Origin of the sequence: Dietzia sp. B44 (assembly GCF_014145245.1) — a bacterium.
Lineage (GTDB): Bacteria > Actinomycetota > Actinomycetes > Mycobacteriales > Mycobacteriaceae > Dietzia > Dietzia natronolimnaea.
Map to the genome: position 1 here is coordinate 1 of NZ_JAALEF010000483.1, position 3,019 is coordinate 3,019.

General features: G+C 70.9%; 3 protein-coding genes, 1 tRNA gene and 1 pseudogene. 3 read left to right on the top strand and 2 right to left on the bottom strand.

The features are described 5' to 3' along the window. Positions 1-252: pseudogene (locus tag G6017_RS14505) on the bottom strand (hypothetical protein); the annotation flags it as partial. 208 nt (positions 253-460) lie between these two features. On the opposite strand from G6017_RS14505, the gene G6017_RS14510 reads away from it, so the two are divergent. Both G6017_RS14510 and G6017_RS14515 read left to right on the top strand, forming a co-directional pair. After that, complete coding sequence (locus G6017_RS14510) at positions 461-730, top strand: hypothetical protein (RefSeq protein ID WP_017838404.1); 270 nt, start codon at positions 461-463, stop codon at positions 728-730. 46 nt (positions 731-776) lie between these two features. After that, positions 777-847 (top strand) — tRNA-Gly (locus tag G6017_RS14515). A 63-nt stretch (positions 848-910) separates the two neighbouring features. Here G6017_RS14515 and G6017_RS14520 read toward each other — a convergent pair. Beyond that, positions 911-1,960: a methyl-accepting chemotaxis protein gene (locus G6017_RS14520; protein WP_241731573.1), complete on the bottom strand. Its 1,050-nt coding sequence runs from the start codon at positions 1,958-1,960 to the stop codon at positions 911-913. 104 nt (positions 1,961-2,064) lie between these two features. On the opposite strand from G6017_RS14520, the gene G6017_RS14525 reads away from it, so the two are divergent. Beyond that, on the top strand, positions 2,065-3,019 hold a 955-nt coding region (locus G6017_RS14525), incomplete at its 3' end, for a PEP/pyruvate-binding domain-containing protein (RefSeq protein WP_241731574.1).

Sequence of the window (3,019 nt, forward strand, 5' to 3'; positions counted from 1 at the left end):
ACAGCGGCCCGTGCACACCGTGTCGACGATCTCGACCGCGGCCGAGCCGCCCACCGACGCCACGCCGGCCGACTCCCCCACTTCACGGGACATACCGCCGACGTCCACCACCAGTACGATCACGCCGTCGTCGCGGACCCTGGCGGACCTCAGCGGCCGGGTCAGGAGGCCCGAACCGACGGTGCCTGCGGCGCCGCGCGCCAGGACGGTCCGCACACGCTCGGCGATCGGCCGCTCCGTCACGTCGTCCATCCTCGTCCTCCTGGCAGGGTCGCCCGCCGGCCGGGCACCCGGCCTCTGAAACGGACTCTCATCCATTTCAGCGTCGTTCACCGCCGGTTCCATACCCGTGTCCGCGCCGGATCCTCGTGAGACCGGCCACACCACCGCCCGCGTCCAGGCACCCCTGGCGGGACCGCGGATATGCGCCGCACCCCGCTCACGTGGTGGAATCGGGGGCATGGACGAGTTCAGGGAAGAGCCCTCGAAGTACATCTGGCGATGGACCGTCTGGTCCTGGGTGTGCGTGGGCATCGCCGCCCTCATCGTGATGATGGGCCTGACCGGCGGCGGTTCGCTCACCCCGTGGATCATCGGCGCGCTCGCCGTCGCGGTCGTCGGCGGCGTCGGGTTCGGGTTCGTGCCCCGGGCCTCGCTCGGCCAGACCAGGCGGCCCATGACCACCGGGGCCAAGCGGAAGGCCGCCCGAAAGGGACCCCGGAACAGCTGACGGCCGGAGGCTTCGTGCTAATCTGAACCCGCCTTCGGGCAGCATCGCCGATGTAGTTCAATGGTAGAACTTCTGCTTCCCAAGCAGACAGCGCGGGTTCGATTCCCGTCATCGGCTCAGAGATCGAGGCCCTCCCGTCACGGGAGGGCCTCGAGTCGTCTCACCGGGTGCTCAACGCGGTCAGGAGTCCGGCCCGGGCCGCCCCGGCTCGGTGCGTCCCGGCTCGGTCCGTCCCGACCCCGCCCCTGACGACCCGCCCCTGCCGTTGCCGTTGTCGCCACCGCGGCGACGCAGGAGCTGGAATCCGGGGATGCCCTGGACGGCCTCGAGACACTGCTGCGCCACCTCGAGGATCTGGTGGACCTCGGGAGCCACGGTGTCCAACGAGGCGAGCACCGGCATCACGTCGTTCTCGAGACTGTCTCCCAACGCGGGCAGATGGTCGATGAACTGCACGACCGCCTTGAGCTCCTCGGAATCGACCGATTCGAGGATCTCGTCGGCGATCGGTTCCAGCAGCGCGATGGTCTTGTCCGTCCACACCAGCACCTCTGTGAGGCGGGTCGCCACCCTCCTGGCGGTCTCCGGCGAGAGTTCGGCGTCGACCAACAGTGCCTCGACGACGGGCTTGACGGGCGCCAGCGCGGACTCGGCGAAGTCGACCATCGGCACGATCCGGTCCATGAGCCCGCCCGCCGAGGTCACGAGCCCGTCCGCGGTGTCGACCGTCGAGCCGACGCGCACCACGACCGCGTCCGCCGAGTCCACCGTCGAGTCGACCCTGAGCACCACGCTGTCCGCGACGTCCACGGTCGCACCGATACGAGCCACGATCCCGTCCGCCGAGTCCACGGTCGACCCCACCCTGCCGACGATCCCGTCAGCCGAGTCCACGGTCGACCCCACCCGGGCGACGATCGAGTCGGCGGAGGAGACCGTGCGCTCGACGTCGTCGACCACCCGGTCGGCCCGCGAGACCGTGGTCCGTACCCCGTCGACGGTCTCCGCGGCCGTCACCACGATCCCGTCGATCGACGACACGGTCCGCTCGACCTCGTCCAACAGTCGCTGGACGCGCCGCACGATGGACTCCACGTCCTCCAGGAGCGCCATCACCCGCGCGGGCAGGAGGAGGAACTCCCGCGCCATCGAGAGCTCCCACTCGACCACCCGGAACGCGCTCTGGACGAGGGACGACGGGGACGGGACCCGCACCTGCATGTCAGCCATGGATCGATTCTGCCCGAACATCCCACCCGGGACCTCCCGATCAGCGCACCATGGAGGAAGCGGCGGGCGGACAGACCGGACAGCGTTCCCGGAAGGGGCACGAGATGAACGCACAGCGGGTCACGACCTTCGATGATCTACGGCTCGACGACGCACCCGAGTACGGAGGGAAGTCGGCCAATCTCGGGGAGATGACGGGCGCCGGGCTCGCCGTGCCGCCCGGGTTCGCGATCGGCCAGTCGGCGTATCTGGAGGCGATGGACGCCGGCGGCGTCCGCGCGCGCCTCCACACCGAGCGGGTGCCGGAGGAGGGACTCACCGAGGCCGAGCTCATCGCCAGGTCACAGGACCTGACGCGGACCGTCGCGCAGGTGGAGCTGCCGGCCCGGCTGCGCGAGTCGATCCTCGAGCACTACCGCGCGCTGGGCACCGACGTCCCGGTCGCGGTCCGTAGCTCCGCCCCCGCCGAGGACGCCGGCGACACGTCATTCGCCGGGATCCACGAGTCCTACACCGACGTCGTCGGCGGGGACGCCCTGCTCGACGCGGTCCGCAGGTGCTGGTGCTCGCTGTGGTCCCCGCGGGCGATGACCTACCGGGCGGTGTCGGGGTACGACGAGGAGCCCTCCATCGCCGTGGTCGTCCAACGGATGGTCCGCTCCGACACCTCCGGGGTGGCCTTCACCGCGGACCCCCGCACCTCCCAGACCGACCGGGTGGTGATCGAGGCGGCCTTCGGACTCGGGGAGGTCGTCGTGGGCGGGAAGGTCGAACCCGACACCTACGTCGTCGCCAAGTCCGACCTGCGCATCCTCACCGCCCACGTGGGCCGGAAGGTCGCGCGGATCGTCGCCGGCCGCACCGGGGACGGGCTGGTGCCCGTCCCCGAGGAGATGCAGACCGCCCGCGTCCTCGACGACGAGCAGGTCCGTGCCGTCGCCCGGCTGGCGATGGCGTCCGAGGCGCACTACGGCACACCGCAGGACACCGAGTTCGCGATCGAGGACGGCGAGCTCTACCTCGTCCAGGCCCGGCCGATCACCACCCTCGCGGGTCGGG